At 36.3% G+C, this 18,214-nt stretch carries 15 protein-coding genes; 11 read left to right on the top strand and 4 right to left on the bottom strand.

Annotation, left to right across the window (positions count from 1 at the left end; translation table 11 throughout):
- Nucleotides 1–106: 106 nt before the first annotated feature.
- The 4 genes from ACFIML_RS00995 to dprA are packed head-to-tail and all read left to right on the top strand — an operon-like array spanning nt 107 to nt 4,203.
- A complete protein-coding gene (locus ACFIML_RS00995) occupies nt 107–1,072 on the top strand; it encodes an aspartate carbamoyltransferase catalytic subunit (protein WP_375687169.1) in 966 nt (321 codons plus the stop codon).
- Nucleotides 1,069–2,370 carry a dihydroorotase gene (locus tag ACFIML_RS00990; protein WP_375687167.1) on the top strand — a complete coding sequence of 434 codons (1,302 nt, stop codon included), beginning with the start codon at nt 1,069–1,071 and terminating at the stop codon, nt 2,368–2,370. Before ACFIML_RS00995 ends, ACFIML_RS00990 begins: the two co-directional genes overlap by 4 nt.
- Before the next feature lie 11 nt (nt 2,371–2,381).
- The gene (gene plsY / locus ACFIML_RS00985) at nt 2,382–3,014 is read left to right on the top strand and encodes a glycerol-3-phosphate 1-O-acyltransferase PlsY (protein WP_375610381.1); all 633 of its coding nucleotides are present in this window, start codon (nt 2,382–2,384) and stop codon (nt 3,012–3,014) included.
- Complete coding sequence (dprA, locus tag ACFIML_RS00980) at nt 2,971–4,203, top strand: DNA-processing protein DprA (protein ID WP_375687165.1); 1,233 nt, start codon at nt 2,971–2,973, stop codon at nt 4,201–4,203. The genes plsY and dprA overlap by 44 nt, the downstream gene beginning before the upstream one ends.
- Here the strand turns inward: dprA and ACFIML_RS00975 are convergent.
- Nucleotides 4,133–4,339: a hypothetical protein gene (locus ACFIML_RS00975; protein WP_005773510.1), complete on the bottom strand. Its 207-nt coding sequence runs from the start codon at nt 4,337–4,339 to the stop codon at nt 4,133–4,135. The genes dprA and ACFIML_RS00975 overlap by 71 nt on opposite strands.
- Nucleotides 4,340–4,603: 264 nt before the next feature.
- Here ACFIML_RS00975 and topA point away from each other — a divergent pair, with 264 nt between their 5' ends.
- The 7 genes from topA (at nt 4,604) to ACFIML_RS00940 (ending at nt 13,325) form a co-directional block, all read left to right on the top strand.
- Nucleotides 4,604–7,177 (top strand): type I DNA topoisomerase, encoded by a 2,574-nt coding sequence (gene topA / locus ACFIML_RS00970; RefSeq protein WP_375687163.1) that lies wholly within the window; start codon nt 4,604–4,606, stop codon nt 7,175–7,177.
- Nucleotides 7,178–7,180: 3 nt separating this feature from the next.
- Nucleotides 7,181–9,457 carry a ribonuclease R gene (gene rnr / locus ACFIML_RS00965; RefSeq protein ID WP_375687161.1) on the top strand — a complete coding sequence of 759 codons (2,277 nt, stop codon included), beginning with the start codon at nt 7,181–7,183 and terminating at the stop codon, nt 9,455–9,457.
- A 358-nt stretch (nt 9,458–9,815) separates the two neighbouring features.
- Nucleotides 9,816–10,988: an MFS transporter gene (locus ACFIML_RS00960; RefSeq protein ID WP_375606907.1), complete on the top strand. Its 1,173-nt coding sequence runs from the start codon at nt 9,816–9,818 to the stop codon at nt 10,986–10,988.
- A gap of 102 nt (nt 10,989–11,090) precedes the next feature.
- On the top strand, nt 11,091–11,258 hold the full coding sequence (gene rpmG / locus ACFIML_RS00955; RefSeq protein ID WP_004864083.1) for a 50S ribosomal protein L33: 168 nt from the start codon (nt 11,091–11,093) through the stop codon (nt 11,256–11,258).
- Between the two features lie 332 nt (nt 11,259–11,590).
- The gene (locus ACFIML_RS00950) at nt 11,591–12,154 is read left to right on the top strand and encodes a thermonuclease family protein (protein ID WP_375606908.1); all 564 of its coding nucleotides are present in this window, start codon (nt 11,591–11,593) and stop codon (nt 12,152–12,154) included.
- A gap of 28 nt (nt 12,155–12,182) precedes the next feature.
- Nucleotides 12,183–12,812 (top strand): uracil-DNA glycosylase family protein, encoded by a 630-nt coding sequence (locus tag ACFIML_RS00945; protein WP_375610386.1) that lies wholly within the window; start codon nt 12,183–12,185, stop codon nt 12,810–12,812.
- 21 nt (nt 12,813–12,833) lie between these two features.
- On the top strand, nt 12,834–13,325 hold the full coding sequence (locus ACFIML_RS00940) for an Lrp/AsnC family transcriptional regulator (protein WP_375606910.1): 492 nt from the start codon (nt 12,834–12,836) through the stop codon (nt 13,323–13,325).
- 28 nt (nt 13,326–13,353) lie between these two features.
- On the opposite strand, the gene cobT is transcribed toward ACFIML_RS00940, so the two are convergent.
- From cobT to glpD, 3 genes are all read right to left on the bottom strand, one after another.
- Entirely contained in the window at nt 13,354–14,361 is a 1,008-nt protein-coding gene (gene cobT / locus ACFIML_RS00935) for a nicotinate-nucleotide--dimethylbenzimidazole phosphoribosyltransferase (RefSeq protein ID WP_375615171.1), read from the bottom strand.
- Nucleotides 14,362–14,753: 392 nt separating this feature from the next.
- Nucleotides 14,754–15,734 (bottom strand): tRNA dihydrouridine(20/20a) synthase DusA, encoded by a 981-nt coding sequence (gene dusA / locus ACFIML_RS00930; RefSeq protein ID WP_375687159.1) that lies wholly within the window; start codon nt 15,732–15,734, stop codon nt 14,754–14,756.
- A gap of 696 nt (nt 15,735–16,430) precedes the next feature.
- Nucleotides 16,431–17,960, bottom strand: coding sequence for a glycerol-3-phosphate dehydrogenase (glpD, locus tag ACFIML_RS00925; RefSeq protein ID WP_375687157.1), 1,530 nt, complete (start codon nt 17,958–17,960; stop codon nt 16,431–16,433).
- Between the last annotated feature and the right edge of the window lie 254 nt (nt 17,961–18,214).

The raw sequence follows: 18,214 nt of genomic DNA, 5'->3' as shown, positions 1-18,214 counted from the left end.
AATCATTCATATCATAGACTATTTGTCTTTTTAGAGTTAAGAAACATTTATCATATTCAAACAAATGCTTGTTTAACCTGTTTAGAGAGAGATAAAGAAGAATGCTATGATGCAAGATAATTTTTTTCCACTTTTCCCTCATCAACATCTTTTAGCTATTAAAGATCTAAGTGCACAAGATCTTAATACATTGCTTGATCGTGCAGAAGCAAATGTTATCCTTTCTAACAAAATTGATAAAATAAAATCTACTTTGCATGGACGGACTCAAATTAATCTCTTTTTTGAAGCCTCTACGCGAACACAATCTTCTTTTGAATTAGCGGGTAAAAGGCTAGGTGCACACGTGATGAGTCTTGCGATCGGCAACTCATCTGTAAAAAAAGGAGAAACATTACTTGATACAGCTATAACTCTCAATGCGATGAAGCCAGATATACTGGTTTTTCGCCATAACAGTGCAGGAGCGGCAGCTTTATTAGCACAAAAAGTTGATTGTTGTGTTATTAATGCAGGTGATGGTGCTCATGAACATCCAACCCAAGCTTTATTAGATGCTCTAACCATTAAAAGGACAAAAGGTCGTATTGAAGGATTAACTGTTGCGATTTGCGGAGATATCTTACACTCACGTGTTGCCCGTTCCAATATCCTGTGTCTCAATGCTTTGGGTGCTCGTGTTCGTGCTGTTGCTCCTTCAACACTCTTACCCGCAGAAATCGCTCATATGAGTGTTGAGGTTTTTAACACGATGAAAGAAGGTCTTAAAAATGCTGACGTTATCATGATGTTGCGCTTACAGCATGAACGGATGACAGGATCTTTTATTCCTTCTACGCGTGAATATTTCCATTATTTTGGCTTACATAAAGAAAATTTAGCCTATGCCAAAAATGATTCTATTATTCTGCACCCTGGACCAATAAACCGTGGTGTGGAGATTTCATCCGATATAGCAGATGGACCACAAAGTATGATTCATACACAAGTAGAAATGGGAATTGCAGTGCGTATGGCTGTCATGGAGGCTCTATTAGATTCACGCGCAAAGATCAGTGGAGAAAAAAAATGATAAAACCAGTTGTTTTTCAAAATGCTCGTATTATTGATCCTTCGCGCGCAATCGATGAAATTGGTACAGTTATTATTGAAAATGGAAGAATTATAGCCGCTGGAAAAGAAGCTCTGAATCAAGGATTTCCTGAAGAAGCAGAAGTTATTAACGCACAAAACAAAGCAATTCTCCCTGGACTTGTTGATGCGCGCGTTTTTGTTGGAGAATTAGGGAATGAACATTGTGAAACAATTGCATCAGCAAGTCAAGCGGCCGCAGCAGGTGGTATTACTTCCTTTCTTATGATGCCAAACACGCACCCAGTCATTGATAATATTGCTCTGATTAAATTTATTACGCATACAGCACAGGAAATGTCATCGGTCAATATTTATCCTGTTGCTGCCATCACACAAGGTTTCAACGGACAAGAAATAACTGAATTTGGTTTGCTCAAGGATGCAGGGGCTGTTGCTTTTAGTGAAGGAAAAAAAACACTTCAAAATTCATCTGTTATGCGACGGGCAATGAGTTATGCACGCGATTTTGATGTTCCATTGATGCATGAAACGCAAGATAAAGATCTTACAGGGCAAGGTGTGATGAATGAAGGACTGCTTGCCAGTTGGCTTGGTCTTTCTGGCATCCCACGCGAAGCAGAAGTTATCCCACTTGAAAGAGATCTGCGATTAGCAGTATTAACGCAAACACGCTATCATGCTGCTCAAATATCGACAGCACTCTCTGCTGATGCACTTCGTTTAGGTAAAAAACGCAGTGAGAAAATTTCAGCGGGTGTATCTATTAATCATTTATCTTTCAATGAAAATGACATTGGTGAATATCGCACCTCTTTTCGCTTAATGCCCCCATTGCGTACAGAAGAAGACCGTATAGCAATGATTGAAGCAATAAAGGATGGGACTATAGATGTTGTTGTCTCTTCTCATGATCCTCAGAGTATCGACAAAAAACATTTACCATTTAATGACGCGGCAGTTGGCGCTATTGGTATGGAGACCTTATTGAGCGCAGCTTTACGCCTTTATCATGATGAGAGCCTATCTCTTCTACGGATAACGGAACTTTTGTCAACGGCGCCTGCAAAGCTCTTTGGACTCAATGCAGGAACACTCAAAAAAGGTACTCATGCAGACCTTATTGTGGTTGATCTTGAAGAACCATGGGTTGTTTCAAAAGAGAAGCTCTATTCACGTTCAAAAAATACCCCTTTTGAGAATGCACGTTTTCAAGGACGCGTGCTCCAGACTTTTGTGAAAGGGAAAAACGTTTTTAAACTTGATCAACAAACTTAATGAGATTCTTAATGAATGAAGCAGAAATATTTTTTCAGTTCACTCCATGGTTTATTTTTCTCATATCTTATCTCATTGGCTCGATTCCATTTGGGCTTCTTTTTACGAAATTGTTCAAAATTGGTGATATAAGAACAATCGGTTCCGGCAATATTGGAGCAACAAATGTTTTACGAACAGGAAATAAAAAGCTTGCTGCTCTAACACTTCTTTGTGATATGTTAAAAGGAACTATCGTTGTTTTCGTTACAAAATTTTTTAGTGATCCGCTAGACAATAGTATTCTTATTTCTCTAGCAGGCTTTTTTGTTTTCTTAGGACATCTTTTCCCCGTATGGCTTAAATTTAAAGGCGGCAAAGGTGTTGCTACCTATCTAGGGGTGTGCTTAGGAATCTATTGGCCTGCAGCAATTATTTTTATTATTGTATGGAGTGCGATTTTTCTTCTCATGCGTTATTCTTCATTATCTGCGCTTATTGCTGTTACGATCACACCGGTATTTGTTTTTTATTTTTCCGCTTCTTATTTCTGTTGTATGCTGATTATGATGAGCATATTTGTTTTCATAAAACATTATGCAAATATCGGTAGATTATTAATTGGGGAAGAAAATAAGATTGGTACGAAAAACGGAGATAAATAAAGGAATCCTGCTTACTGATCGTCAACGTCTAAGCTGGTTACGGTTATTGCGCAGTGAAAATATTGGAGCTGTTAGTTTTCGCAATCTCATTGATCATTATAAAACAGCAGAAAATGCTCTGGCAGCGCTGTCAGAGCTTAGTAGAAAAGGTGGTGGTTCTGTATCTATTAAAATAGCAAGCTTAGAAGATGCAGAAAAAGAAATGCAAGAAGCTGAAAGATTAGATGTCCGGTTTATCGGTATAGGAGAACCAGATTATCCAGCTTTTCTTAAGGTTACAGAAGCCCCTCCGCCGCTTATTACTATCAAAGGTAATGTTGCAATTTTTCAAAAAACTTCTATTGGAATTATAGGTTCTCGAAATGCTTCAGCTGCGGGAAAAAAGCTTACGGCTCAATTTGCGCGTTTTCTCGGAGAAGCAGACTTTGTAACAATTTCTGGGCTTGCTCGTGGAATTGATAGTGTTGCGCATCAAGCAAGTTTAAAAACAGGAACTGTTGCAGTTATGGCTGGAGGAATTGATCATATCTATCCTCCTGAAAATAAAAAGTTGCATGAAGATATTATTGCCAACGGTGGAGCCATCATCAGCGAAATGCCCATTTCTTGGCAGCCGCGTGCTATCGATTTTCCAAGAAGAAACCGTATTATTGCAGCTTTGTCACTTGGTCTCTTGGTTGTAGAGGCAGCCCTGCGCTCAGGGTCCTTAATTACCGCACGTCAAGCAGCTGAAATGGGACGGTTAATTTTTGCCATTCCCGGTTCTCCACTTGATCCAAGATCTGTTGGTACCAACAATCTTATCAAAGACGGAGCTCTACTCACCACACATCCTTCTGACATCATAGAAACACTTACGCCATTAATTTCACCGCTTCCAAATTCCCAACTCAATTTTTTTGAGGAACCATCCTCTTTACAACTTGAAAAGGAGAATTTTAATTTAGCAGATAAAAAAAACAACAGCCTCTCTTTAGCAGATGATGATGCAGCACGCGCAGCAGTTCTCTCCGCTCTTTCAACAACGCCAATCGATTTAGACACACTCAGTATCCACTCAGGTGTTTCACTCCCAGCTCTCTACCTCTTGTTGGTAGAACTCGACCTTGCTGGAAAGCTTATTCGACACTCTGGTGGTTGTGTGTCATTGTCGAATCTTGATCTTCCCCAAGAGCCTCAGCACTATTAATAATGCTTTGCCCTTCTTTGGCAACCATATCCAAAAGCAATGCTAAAAGCGGACTGTGCGCCTGACGCGCCATCTGATTCATTTGTTTTGACATGTCTGTAATATATTGGATAACTTTTAAATGATTTATAAACATAATCCTCTATCCTTGAGCATTTCCCCTCCTACCTCTCAATAGACGTTATCTTAGTATTTCGCCGTATGTTTTTGTAATAACAGTGGAAAATAAATCGTGTAATTCTATATAGGGTGTACTCTAATAATGACAATCATAAGTTGTACAATATTCATGTTTTTTATATGGCTAATATTTTTTTATGTGCTCTTAAGCAATTGGCATTAGCTATTCGCGTGAAAGGCGTTTATAAAAAAATTTTTATTTCAATATTTGGATAAAATTATGAATATCGTTATCGTTGAATCTCCAGCAAAAGCAAAAACAATTAATAAATATCTTGGGTCTCAATACAAAGTTGTCGCATCATTTGGACATGTTCGTGATTTGCCTGCAAAAGATGGTTCTGTTTTACCGGATCAAGATTTTTCTATGAAATGGGATATAGATTCTGCTGCCGCTAAACGTTTAAATGAAATAGCAAAAGCCGTTAAAGAAGCCGATAGCCTTATATTAGCAACAGACCCTGATCGTGAAGGGGAAGCTATTTCATGGCATATTCTGGATGTTCTCCGTCAAAAAAAAGTTTTAAAAGATAAACCTATTAAAAGAGTTGTCTTCAATGCCATCACCAAAAAGTCTGTGCTTGATGCTATGAACAATCCACGTGATATTGATACATCGCTTGTAGATGCTTATCTTGCGCGTCGTGCTCTTGATTATCTCGTTGGTTTTACACTTTCACCTGTTTTATGGCGTAAACTTCCTGGTGCGCGTTCAGCAGGACGCGTTCAATCGGTTGCTTTGCGTATTATTTGTGATCGTGAATCAGAAATAGAACATTTTATCAAAGAAGATTATTGGTCCATTACAACACAGTTAAAAACCATCCGAAATGATAGTTTCCAAGCAAGATTGACAATGTTTAATCAAAGAAAAATAGGCAAGCTTGATATTCAATCTCAAGAACAAGCAGACCAAATTCGCTTTATGTTGGAGCAAGCCCAATACCATACACTCAGTGTTGAAGCAAAACCTACAAAGAGAAATCCTTTTCCTCCATTTACAACCTCCACACTACAACAAGCAGCTTCTTCAAAATTAGGATTTTCAGCTTCTCGCACTATGCAAATTGCCCAAAAGCTTTATGAAGGCATTGAAATTAACGGTGAAACGGCAGGGCTTATTACTTATATGCGTACCGATGGTGTGCAAATAGCACCTGAGGCTATTGATTCAGCAAGAAAAGTTATTCATGAAACTTTCGGAAAAGACTATATTCCTGAAAAGCCACGTTTTTATTCAACAAAGGCAAAAAATGCACAGGAAGCACACGAAGCGATCCGTCCAACAGATTTTCAACGCAATCCTAGTCAAGTCCGTAATTTTCTCGATAGCGATCAAGCAAAGCTCTATGAGCTAATATGGAAGCGTGCTATTGCCAGCCAAATGCGCTCTGCTGAAATTGAACGTACAACTGTTGAAATTGAAGCACAACAAGGAGAAAACCATGCAAATCTACGAGCAACAGGATCTGTTATTCGCTTTGATGGCTTTATTTCCGTCTACACGGATCAACGAGACGAAGAAAATAATGAAGAAAATGAATCAACACGTTTACCACAAATAAACACTGGTGAAGCACTGACAAAAGAAAAAGTTGAATCTATACAACATACCACAGAGCCCCCTTCTCGTTATTCTGAAGCTTCATTAATTAAAAAGCTTGAGGAGTTAGGAATTGGTCGTCCTTCAACTTATGCATCCACATTGGCGACATTGTGTGACCGTGGATATATTGTCATTGATAAACGAAAGCTTATTCCCGATGCTAAGGGACGTATTGTTACAGCCTTTCTTGAAAATTTTTTTAATCGCTATGTAGAATATGGTTTCACAGCAGATCTTGAAGAAAAGCTGGATCTTATCTCTGATGGCAAACTTTCTTGGAAAGACGTATTGCGAGATTTTTGGGATGGATTTAATGCATCTATTATCAATATCCAAGAACTCCGTATAACTAATGTTCTTGATGCTTTAAATGTAACATTAGCACCTCTCGCTTTTCCTGAACGCGAAGATGGAAGTGATGTACGTTCCTGTCCTCTTTGTAAAAATGGTCAATTATCATTAAAACTTGGGCGTTATGGTGCTTTTGTTGGTTGTTCCAATTATCCCGAATGTAAATACACACGCCAACTTGGTACAGATACTGGAGAAGAGAATGAAGCTATACGCAATGATGAACCTGTTATACTTGGTATTGACCCTGAAACAGGAAAAGAGATCTCTCTTCGTAATGGCCGCTTTGGTCCCTATATTCAACTTGGTGAAAGCAAAGAAGTTAAGCGTGCAGGACTACCAAAAGAATGGCAGGCAGAAAATGTAACCCTTGATAAAGCCTTGGCTTTACTATCCCTTCCCCGTGAAATTGGCATTCATCCTGAAACCGGAAAAACAATCACGGCTACGATTGGACGATATGGTCCCTATCTTAGCCATAACGGAAAATCTGCGCGCCTTCTTCATGCAGATGAAGTTTTTGATATTGGTATCAATCGCGCTGTTACAGTATTAGCAGAACAACAAGAAAACAAAACCAGGCAAAGCAGAACAACACCTGAAGCATTGGCAACATTAGGAGAGCATCCCGAAGGAGGAACCATTACCGTGCGCAACGGGCGTTATGGTCCTTATGTCAATTGGGGTAAAATTAATGCAACATTGCCAAAAGATAAAGATCCCATTAGTGTAACACTTCCAGAGGCACTAGAACTTATATCGGCTAAAGCATCGAGTAAAAAAACAACTTCAAAAAGAGCTTCTTCTAAAACAAAAGCAAAAATAAAAGAGATATAAATTTTGGCTAAAGGTGAAAAAAACATAAAATATCTCTCTTCATTCAAGGGGAAAACTTTTCCCAATAAGGAAGCAATTCTTTCCTTTATAATTGAGAATCCTAACCACTCAAGTAAACGAGAAATCGCCAAAGCTTTTAACTTAAAAGGTGATTCTCGTATTTTGCTTAGAGATATGTTACGTGAGTTGAAGGATCAAAATCTTATATCTAAACACCGCAAAAGAGCAATAAACAAAGGAAAATTACCTCCTGTTACTTTAGTAAAAATTAGCGGACGTGATAAAGATGGAAGTTTTATTGCACAACCTCTTGAATGGGAAGATTCTCCAAAGCCCAATATTGAAATACACTCTTTTCATCACATAAAAGGAAGTAATATTGGTGTTGGAGATCATATTCTTGTAAAAGTTTTTCGAAATAAAAATTCTGAAAGCTCAAGCCATCCTTATACGGGACGAATTATTCGTAAAATTGATGTATCTCCCAAAAGCGCATTTGCTATTGTACGAAAATTGGAAAATAATCAATGGCGCCTTGATCCTATAGACCGCAAAACCAATGAACTTATTGTTGAAATGTCTCCAGAAATGAAGATTGAAACGGGTGATCTCGTTGAAGTCGAAATAAAAAAAAATACTGGTTACGGATTAAAGAGCGCAAAAATAAAGAATGTTTTAGGGCACATTAAGAGTGAGAAAACACTCTCAATGATAGCGCTTCTTTCGAAAGGAATTCCTTATATTTTTCCTGAAAGTGTTCTTGAGCAAGCCAAACATATCAAAGCTGCCAATATGGATAATCGTGAAGATTGGCGACAATTACCCTTTATTACAATTGATCCACCAGATGCAAAAGACCATGATGATGCAGTTTATGCAACCAAGGATAAGGATCCAGCAAACAATGATGGTTGGATTATTATTGTAGCCATCGCAGATGTTTCTTACTATATCAAAACAGGAAGTGCTTTAGATAAAGAAGCATTGAAACGCGGAAATTCTGTTTATTTTCCCGATACTGTTGTGCCAATGCTGCCTGAACGCCTTTCTCATGATTTATGTTCTCTACGTGAAGGAAAAGAACGGCCAGCTTTAGCAGTTCGTATGATTTTTGATGCAAACGGTAATAAACGAAAACATAGTTTTCATCGTATTATGATGCGGGTAAGAGCTAAATTTTCTTATCAAGAAGTGCAATTGGCAAGAAAAGAACATATCAATGAAAAAAATGTACCTTTACTTGAGAATATCTTACACCCCTTATGGGAAGCCTATGCATGCCTTAAAGCTGCGCGAAATCTTCGACAACCACTAGAATTAGAAATAACAGAAAAAAAGATTATTCTTGATCAAAATGGATGCATCCAAGATGTTGTGAGTGAAGAACATCTAGAAGCACATCGTTTGATTGAAGAGTTTATGATACAAGCAAATATTGCAGCTTCTGAAACCTTAAAAGAACATCATCAGCCCCTCATCTACCGTATTCATGAGAAACCCTCTCTTGCCAAGCAAGAAATATTGCGGAATTTTCTTCAAAGTTTAGGAATATCACTCGCTCGAAGTGCAGAACTGACATCAGCACGTCTTAATAGAATTTTAGAAAAGGTCGCTCATACTCAACAACAAGAACTAGTCAATCAAGTTATTTTGCGTTCACAATCACAAGCAGAGTACAACCCTAAAAATAGTGGCCATTTTGGTTTGAACTTGCAGAACTATACACATTTTACATCACCAATCCGTCGTTATGCTGATCTCATTATTCATCGAGCACTCATTAAAGCTCTCAAATTAGGAAATGATCAATTAACAGAGACACAAGAACAAAATCTTGCAGAAATTGCTACGCAAATTTCTTTATATGAGCGCCGTGCGATGGTAGCTGAAAGAGAAACGATTGATCGGCTTGTTGCTCACTATTTAACGAATAAAATCGGTCGTATTTTTACAGGTCGCATTTCCGGAGTTACAAAAGCAGGTCTTTTTATCTCACTTGATAAACTCAATACAGATGGTTTTGTCCATATTTCTACACTTAAAAATGATTATTATCATTTTGATGAAGCACAACATGTTCTTGTAGGACAGCGTAGCCATAAAGGCTATCAACTCAGTGATGTTGTAGAAGTAAAACTTATAACGGTACAACCTTTTGCTGGCGCTTTATGCTTCGAGCTCTTAACAAAACCTCGTCCAATAAAATTTTCACCGACATCCTACCATAAAAACAAATTAAAAAAACAAAAATATACTTTTTATGGGAAAAGAAAAAATTAATTAAAAATAAAAAGTAAAAAACATTTTTATAATTTTCGTTGTATTATTTTTTATTTTAAAGTCTAAAAATCTTTATTAAAAATAATTAAACCTCTTGTTTCTCTCTTTAAAAGCATATAAATAATAATGACTTAAAGCTAAGAAAAGACCTATAATATGTAGTATTTATATTATTTTTATGTTTTATTTAGTATATAAAGGTATGTGATTTATTTTATAAATATAGTAATTTTATAAAAATCTTGCAGGTTTTTTATACTTAATAGGTGAGAAAATCTGCAAAAGAGAGCTTGGGCTTTTTTCATTTCAGCACACCTTTTTATTATTCGAATAAACAAAAGTATCTTAAGTCATTCTCATGAAAAAAAAAGCTTTTGACTCTCAAAATAATTCTTTGCGTGCCATTATTGCAGCTATTGCAACCATTGGTACCGTTGGAACAGCATTGGGAATGGGAACACAACTTGTCTCTTTTCTTATGGCAGAAAAAGGACTTTCCAACAGTACAATCGGCTATAGTGGAACTGTTGGTGGAATCGCCACAATTATTGCAGCTATTTTTACGTCTCGAATCGCCTTATGCTTAGGAATTTCTCAAACAATATTGCTTATGATGGCTATAGGATCTTTAAGTTTTTTAGGATTCTATTTTTTCGACCCCTTATGGGTTTGGTTCATTTTAAGGTTTATATTACATTTCACTATGACAGTTATGTTTATCCTGTCAGAGTTTTGGATCAACAGTTGTGCTCCCCCTAAAAAACGTAGCTTGGTTCTTTCCATTTATGCTATTGTTTTAGGATTAGGGTTTGCGGTAGGTCCAACGTTGCTAGCAAAAGTGGGAACACAAGGCTTTATTCCTTTTGCTGTTGGCTATAGCCTTATTATACTTGCTGTTATCCCAATTCTTGCGGCTTGGAAATTAAGTCCAGAATTTCAAAAAAGCCAATATACGCCATTTTTTCGTTATCTTTTTTATGTTCCAAGTGCCATGATGGCAGTGTTTGTTTACGGTGCTATTCAAATGGGCGCATTAACTCTTATAACACCCTTTACTTTATCCATTGGCTATAATGAGCATGAAGCAGCACACTTTATGGCAACGCTTGCACTTGGGAATGTTTTGCTCTTAATTCCTATCAGCATTATAAGCGACTATGCCAAAGATCGACGTTATCCCCTAATAAGTTGTGCTATCCTAGGTCTTGTGGGAACTTTTATGGTACCATGGATCACTCAATATCCATGGGTTCTAATGCTTGATCTGTTCCTTCTTGGTGGTGTATCAGCTAGCCTTTATACAATTGCTCTGGCACATCTAGGAGCACGTCTTAAGGGCCAAGAACTTGCTGCTGCTAATTCTGCCTTTATTTTTTGCTATGGAATTGGTATGCTCATCGGGCCAACCTTTATTGGAAAATCCATGGATATTTTTAATCCTTTTGGTTTTTCAATAGCTATGGCTGTTTTTTTCGGTTTATATGTCATTTTGGTATTTATCCAACTGATGAGAAAATTAATCAGCTCTTGACTTTTTTGAGAACATCCGTAGTGTTGCCGGAAAATCTGATGATGTCGGAAATAAGTTTTGAAAGCAATAATATTTTTTCAGTATAAATAGGGTATTTACATTATGGCTAAAGCAGCAACCATTAAGATCAAGCTTTTATCAACTGCAGATACTGGTTTTTTCTATGTAACAAAGAAAAACAGCCGCACAATGACAGATAAAATGAGCAAGCGTAAATATGATCCAGTTGTAAAAAAGCACGTTGAATTTAAAGAAACAAAAATTAAATAAATAAAATTATTATTGAATTGATAGATTTTATACTCCAAAAGAAATGTGGGAGTATTGCTCTTCAAAGTTATTTTTTGAGGGGTGTTTTTTTATTTCCTTAAGTTTAAAAAGTTTACTTTAAACTTTGTACGTTTTGTACGGATTTGGATTAAGTTGATTTATTATTTAAGTTGCTTACATATATTCTGCATGAGTATTTGATTATTGTGATATCTAACGAAAATTTTGTCATTAAAACGAGACATTGTTTCGTCATATGAATAAAGCTTCTCGGATGAATTATAAACAATACTAAAATAGAGTTATAGTAATGTTAGCAGTTTCTTTATTTCATGAAAAAATCTTTTTCTCATTTTAATCTAAGAATCTTTAATCTAAAAGTTATCGGTTTCAGTATTTTTGTCGCTGCCAGCATTCTTATCATTATGTCAACTTACTTTAAGAAAACTCAGCAGTTGCCTCAAAAAGAAAAATTTTCTTCTCAAAACTCTGTTAAAGGAAATGCTTTAATCATTGATGGCGATACCATTATGATTTCTTCAATTAAGATTCGACTAGCTGGAATTGATGCTCCTGAACTCCACCAATTTTGTGGAAAAAAGGAAGCACGCTACCCTTGTGGGCTTGAGGCAAAGAAATATTTAGAACAATTATTAAAAAATCAAACTGTTATATGTCACTGGCAAAAAACAGATAAATATCGCCGTATTCTTGCAACATGTAAAACAAAACAAGTTAGCAATATCAACGCAACACTTGTACAGAATGGTTGGGCTGTAAATTATTATGAATACCCCAAAGAAGAGCAAGAAGCGAGAAGGAAAAAGAAAGGAATATGGGCATCAAGTTTTCAACGACCAAAAGAATGGCGCAAAGCAAATCCTCGCACAGAATAAGAAAAATATTTTTTAATTTTATTTACTAATGAAACAATGTAGCCCAATTATCAAACTTGAAAAAGAGATCTATTCCTGTCGTGTTTGCGTCCAACAACCCCATTATTTTCCTCCTCTTCCTCATGAACCAAACCCTGTCGTTTATTTATCCGATACTGCTTCGATTGCAATTGCAGGCCAAGCACCAGGATTGCGTGTTCATGAAACTTCTATCCCTTTTAATGATCGTTCGGGCGAAAGATTGCGTAATTGGCTGGGTGTTACAAAAGAAGAATTTTATAATAAATCTCTCTTCGCTATTGTTCCTATGGGATTTTGTTTTCCAGGTTATGACAAAAATAAAGCTGATTTACCACCAAGATGTGAATGTCGAGAAATATGGCATGAAAAGATATTTCAGGCAATGCCTCAAATAAAGCTTGTTCTTGCCATTGGTCGTTATGCGCAAAAGTGGCACATTACAGAATTAAAACATAAAACCGTTTCTGCAACTGTTGGTGATTGGAGAAATATTCTTTCCATTCCTCAACCTCGAGGCTATAATGTTATGCCTTTGCCTCATCCGTCATGGCGAAATACTTCTTGGTTACAGAAAAATCCATGGTTTAACGATGAGCTTATTGTATATCTGCGTCGTTTAGTGCGTAAATTTTTATAAATTAAGATATTGAGAAGAAATATGGATCGTCTTGACCGAAAAATTTTACATCTTTTGCAAGAAAATGCGACACTTTCTGTTGCTGATATTGCTAAAAAAGTGGGACTTTCGACCACTCCTTGCTGGCGTAGGATTCAAAAACTTGAAGAAGATGGCGTCATTCAACGTCGTGTTGCTGTTCTTTCTCCAGAAAAAGTAAACGCACACGTCACTGTTTTTGTGTCTATTCGCACAAATACACATAGTCATGAATGGTTTAAGCGTTTTTCACAAATTGTGCAGGAGTTCCGTGAAGTTATTGAATTTTACCGAATGAGTGGAGATATTGACTATTTATTGCGTGTTGTTGTTCCCAATATTGAAGCTTATGATCTTTTTTATAAAAAATTAATTTCTAAAATTGATATCCGTGATGTCTCATCTTCTTTCGCAATGGAACAGATTAAATATACAACGGAGCTTCCGCTGAATTATATTAAATTACATGAAAAGGTAAATGAACATAACTCTTAAGCGTTTTTTATATCCGTCTCATCATCTTTTAAGTGTTCAAACTTTCTTGTTCCAAAACCGCCATTTGTGCATGAGTTAAAACAGCAGCTTTGACAATTCCAGCTGCTATAGCTGCTCCTGTTCCTTCACCAAGACGCATTCCAAAATCTAGAAGTGGTTCTTTGCCAATTTTTTGTAAAAGTTTACGATGGACTTTTTCAGAAGAAACATGTCCAACGAGAGTATGATCAAGAGCTTTTGGATGCATTTTATAAAGGACCGCTGCCGCTGCTGTTGCCACAAAACCATCTAAAATAACGGGTATCTTTTCCATTCTTGCCGCCAAAATAGCACCAACCATAGCAGCAATTTCACGTCCTCCTAAGCGACGCATTATCTCAAAAGGATCATTTAAATGCTCCTTATGCAAGGAAACTGCTGCCTTAACCGCTGCTATTTTACGCTGATAAAAATCACCCTCCGATTCCATATCATGTCCTGTCCACTCTTCAACGTCTCCACCAAACAATGCTAAACATAAAGCTGAAGCTATTGTTGTGTTTCCAATTCCCATTTCACCAATACATAAAAGATCTGTTCCACCAGCAATGGATTCCATTCCAAATGCCATTGTAGCAGCTGCACTTCTCTCGTCCATTGCAGCATCCTTGGTAATATTCATTGTTGGATATTCCAATGCTAAATCAAAAATTTTTAATCCCAGATCATAAGCGATACAAATTTGGTTGATAGCAGCACCGCCAGATGCAAAATTTTGTACCATTTTTTGTGTCATAGATTGTGGAAATGGTGTAATATTCTCCTCTACAATACCATGGTTTCCAGAAAAAATAGCAACCAAAGGTCGCGTTACTATAGGTTTTTCTGTACCTCTCCACCCCGCGTACCAAACAGCAATATCTCCTAGTTTTCCCAATGTTCCTTGCTCTTTTGTTAAGTTTTTTTGCCGTTTTTTTGCCAAAATTATAGAAAACTCATCAGCAACAGGTAAATTTGTAAACAAAGCACGAAAATCATCAAATGGACTAGCGATCATAAGGATACCTTTTAAAATCTACAATGTTTATGAAAATCACGTCATATATACAGGATATGAATAATTTATTGTTTTTTTAACAGTGCTTTAAAAATGTTAAATACTATGAAAGCAATAATTTCTACATTCTATTTTTTACCCCAATAACAAACGTGCAAGATTCAAAATGTTATTAATATCTTATGACTACCTTTACAGTGATACCCTTAAACTATTTTTTATTTAATAGGCATAATCAGCATGCCGTTTAATATATAAATTCTAACATTCTTATTCATAATAAAAGTTATAAACTTTCAAAAACTTATAAAATTAAAGGGATCAAAATTATCGCAAAGAAATCAAAACGCAAAGGATCTCAACTTCAATATATGTTAATTGTCTGACTGTTATTAAATGAGAGCATAAAAAGCTTCTTTTAAAGTACATATATCTGCGTTTGGTTTTATCGCATCATTTGATAGTATTTGCCGCCATCGACGTGCCCCACCCCGCCCATGAAATAAACCAATCATGTGACGCGTCACATGAGAAAGCCGTCCCCCCGATGCAATATGTCGAGCTGCATAATCACACATAACCTCAATAAGATCACTCTCACTTAGACTATTCTGCGACTCACCATAGAGTTCAAAATCAATATATTTTAACAAAGTTGGATCATGATAAACTTGGCGACCAACCATCACAGCATCACAGAAAGTTAAGTGTTCTTTGATCTCATCAATCGATTTAATTCCACCATTTATCCCAATGAATTTATGAGGATATTGACGTTTTAATTTGTAAACCCTTTCATAATTAAGGGGCGGAATATTGCGATTTTCTTTCGGACTCAATCCTTGTAGCCATGCCTTGCGTGCATGTATCCAGAGCGCATCACATCCAGCATTCCAAACTTGATTAGCCAAAAGATCTAATGCTAATTCTTCATCTTGTTCGTCCACTCCAATCCGACATTTGACAGTTACAGGTATCGTAACCACTCGTTTCATCGCTTCCACAGCATTTGCCACAATGTCTGGATGTAGCATCAAACAAGCTCCAAAGACACCTGCTTGAACACGATTTGATGGACAACCAACATTGAGATTTATTTCGTTATAGCCAAAATCCTCAGCAATTCGTGCAGCTTCTGCTAACTTTTTCGGATCTGCCCCCCCTAATTGTAATGCAACTGGACGTTCTTTGTCGCTAAAAGCCAACAATTGTTCACGAACACCATGAATGACAGCATCTGCTACCATCATTTCCGTATAAAGGAGAGCTTTTTTCGTTAAAAGACGATAAAAAAACCTGCAATGTCGGTCTGTCCAGTCCAACATTGGTGCTACTGCAAATTTTATAGGCGATGGAAGGTTGTAAAATATCATGAGGGTATTACTCTCATGTCCCTATAGCTCTCTCTTTATACATAGAAAAATACTTACTTTTAGTTTACGGAAAATTTTATTCTCTTATACTATCATGAGTATAATAACAGCTCATTATTTTCAATTGATATCAAGGTTTACTACAATCAATCATGCCAAAACACAATATCGCATTTCTCATAGATTAGTGTTCAGGTATATAAACATGAAAAAAGAAGATTTTTACTATAATATAAAAAACTCATTTATAAGTTCTTCTTACGCTCTTCAAGTCTCTCCCCTTACATGATTTAGTACAGCGTTTAAGATAATAAATGCTAAACTAACACATTATACAATTTTTCATGATCGATTTAATTTTCTTTAGATTTTTTAACTCATTGTGCAAATAAACGCTAAAGAAAGTAGCTTTATCTTCTCCTAAAGAAGAAAAAAACCTTATTTCATACGAATCTAATTATAAATCATTTTTTATCAATGAGTTCTTTTTGGTAATATTCTTAGATTTCACTTTATAAAATAGACAAATTTCATCTTAAATATTCTATCTAATTTTGCCATTTTGTGATTCTTGCAAAAAAAAACTAAAATCAGGGTATAGACAGCCATTGCCTTTTTAATATCTATAACTGATATCAGTATCTCTTGAAGGAAAATATTTACAATATTGCAGATAAAATCTGTAAAATGAAATGATCATAAACGTTGTTCAATCTCTTGTTGGCTTTGCATATAGGAAGAAAGAGTATCAACCTCTTGTTCATTAAATAGGAGCCCCAGTTTTGAACGACGCCATAACACATCTTCACATACTTTAGCCCATTCTTTTTCCATCAACCATTTTACTTCTACTTCATAAAGCCCATGTCCAAAATTTTTTCCTTTATTTGCCTTACCATGTGCAAAGATCAGCAATGCTTCCGTACCGTAGGAGCGTGCAAGCCTGCGATGTGTAAAAACATCTAAATCTGGCATTAAAAGAGCAATCCTATTTTCGATTGTATCTAATTTGTTATAGGGGAAATCTCCCCCTGGAAGTACTGCCTTAGCCGTCCATGATGCTCCCTTTTTACCAAGTGCTTTTTCAACAAATTTCATCGCATCTTCAGCTAACTTACGATAAGTTGTAATCTTTCCACCATAAAGATTAAGTATCTTTGGTGTCGTTCCTGTTCCCATTTCTTTTAAAACATAATCGCGCGTAATTTCTTGTGCTTTTGAAGCTCCATCATCATAGAGTGGACGAACTCCAGAGTAAGACCAGACAATCGTTTCAGGTAATACTGGTTGTATGAAATATTCACTGGCTGCTGCACAAATATAATCAATTTCTTTATCAGTAATATGAACGTCAGCCGGATCTCCTTGATAATTACAATCTGTTGTTCCAAGCAAGGTAAACTCTTCTTGATATGGAATAGCAAATATAATACGCCCATCACCATTTTGAAAAATATAAGCACGATCATGAGTATAAAGTTTGGGAACCAAAATATGAGAACCTCTAACAAGCCGTATTGGCGTATGTTCTTTACAGTCTAATACGCTTGCCAAAACATGATCAATCCAAGGTCCTGTCATATTCGCAACATAAGAAGCAGTGACATTATATTCTTTACCGCTTAACTTGTCTTGAAGAAAGATACGCCATTTTTTGTCTTCTCTTTTTAAAGATAGAACTTTTGTCCGTACTTTTATATCAGCTCCCCACTTTTCTGCATCACGAGCATTGGCAATGACTAAACGCGCATCATCTACTCTTGCATCAGAATATTCAAAACCTCTCTGATATTCTTTTTTCAGTGTAGAGCAAAACTTTTTTGAAAAATTAATCGTTTTACTGCGCCACAATTTCTGATTCCAGTTCCCTAAATAATCATAAATAAAAAGTCCAAAACGCAATATCCAAGCAGGACGCAATTCTTTATGATAAGGAAGAAGAAAACGTAAAGGACGTACAATATGTGGAGCTATACGTAAAATGATCTCGCGTTCTTTGAGTGCTTCACGAACAAGTTTGAACTCATAATGTTCAAGATAACGAAGACCACCGTGAATAAGTTTTGTTGATGCACTTGAAGTCCCTGATGCAAGATCTTTCATTTCAGCTAATCCTACTTTAAAACCGCGTCCAGCTGCATCTCTTGCCAATCCACACCCGTTTATCCCTCCCCCAATGATAAACAGTTCATAATGTGTTGTGGTTTTCATAATTTCACTTTTCATTATTTAATTTTGTTTCTCAGTCCTCAATAAAGCAACAGGAAAAAATAATACAAGTGTTCTTCATTGTATTATCAACGTACTTATTTCCTAAAATAAACACGCACAAAAAGCTTTTTATACCCTTATACATCAAAACAACATTTGACAAATTAAAGAGAGGATTTTTTATCCTGTAGGCAATATAATCTTTGCAAATGTACATCATATGAAAGCTTTTTAGAGAAAAATTAATGTTTTTTACCATTTGAGAATAC

This window comes from Bartonella sp. AC62GZZY, assembly GCF_042196525.1.
Taxonomy (GTDB): domain Bacteria; phylum Pseudomonadota; class Alphaproteobacteria; order Rhizobiales; family Rhizobiaceae; genus Bartonella.
Note: the sequence above shows the minus strand (reverse complement) of the source record. Positions and strands in the feature narration are given on the sequence as shown.

Coding starts and splice junctions, on each gene's coding strand:
- ACFIML_RS00995 (WP_375687169.1), top strand. CDS start 107: ATGATGCAAGATAATTTTTTTCCACTTTTCCCTCATCAACATCTTTTA.
- ACFIML_RS00990 (WP_375687167.1), top strand. CDS start 1,069: ATGATAAAACCAGTTGTTTTTCAAAATGCTCGTATTATTGATCCTTCG.
- plsY (WP_375610381.1), top strand. CDS start 2,382: ATGAATGAAGCAGAAATATTTTTTCAGTTCACTCCATGGTTTATTTTT.
- ACFIML_RS00975 (WP_005773510.1), bottom strand. CDS start 4,339: ATGTTTATAAATCATTTAAAAGTTATCCAATATATTACAGACATGTCA.
- topA (WP_375687163.1), top strand. CDS start 4,604: ATGAATATCGTTATCGTTGAATCTCCAGCAAAAGCAAAAACAATTAAT.
- ACFIML_RS00960 (WP_375606907.1), top strand. CDS start 9,816: ATGAAAAAAAAAGCTTTTGACTCTCAAAATAATTCTTTGCGTGCCATT.
- rpmG (WP_004864083.1), top strand. CDS start 11,091: ATGGCTAAAGCAGCAACCATTAAGATCAAGCTTTTATCAACTGCAGAT.
- ACFIML_RS00950 (WP_375606908.1), top strand. CDS start 11,591: ATGAAAAAATCTTTTTCTCATTTTAATCTAAGAATCTTTAATCTAAAA.
- ACFIML_RS00945 (WP_375610386.1), top strand. CDS start 12,183: ATGAAACAATGTAGCCCAATTATCAAACTTGAAAAAGAGATCTATTCC.
- ACFIML_RS00940 (WP_375606910.1), top strand. CDS start 12,834: ATGGATCGTCTTGACCGAAAAATTTTACATCTTTTGCAAGAAAATGCG.
- cobT (WP_375615171.1), bottom strand. CDS start 14,361: ATGATCGCTAGTCCATTTGATGATTTTCGTGCTTTGTTTACAAATTTA.
- dusA (WP_375687159.1), bottom strand. CDS start 15,734: ATGATATTTTACAACCTTCCATCGCCTATAAAATTTGCAGTAGCACCA.
- glpD (WP_375687157.1), bottom strand. CDS start 17,960: ATGAAAAGTGAAATTATGAAAACCACAACACATTATGAACTGTTTATC.